Genomic DNA, 443 nt, shown 5'->3' on the forward strand with positions numbered 1-443 from the left:
GTCCAGTACCAGTCGAGGACTCGTAGCGCGCGAAACGCAGATCAGCATCGTGCTGTTGGATTCACGCTCACGTTCGCTGAGCACCGAATCCCGATGATCCGGAACTCCTTCCATAACCGTGACTTCACACGTCGCACACGTTCCCTCCATGCACGACGACAGAACCGACACACCCGCGGCCTCGACCGCGGTAAGGACGCTCTCGCCCGGATTGACGGTCACTGTCACCCCGCTCTGGATGAGTTCGACTTCGAACGCATCGTCGTTCGCGCCCTCGACGGCGGCCTTCGCTGCGAAGCGCTCGACGTGCAACGCGTCGGATGGCCAGGACGATCGGCACCGATCTTCCACGGCCGTCAGTAGGGGTTCGGGCCCGCAGCAGTAGACCAGTGTCTCCGGGTCGGGCGTATCCAGCGCCGAATCAAGGTCGATGAGCCCCACTT

General features: G+C 62.8%; 1 protein-coding gene. It reads right to left on the minus strand.

Features of this window, described 5'->3' with window-relative positions:
* A partial coding sequence (locus AC07RN_RS21260; protein ID WP_478337260.1) for a 2Fe-2S iron-sulfur cluster-binding protein occupies positions 1-443 on the minus strand: 443 nt, incomplete at both ends.

Source organism: Lelliottia sp. GFLA7, assembly GCF_056490165.1.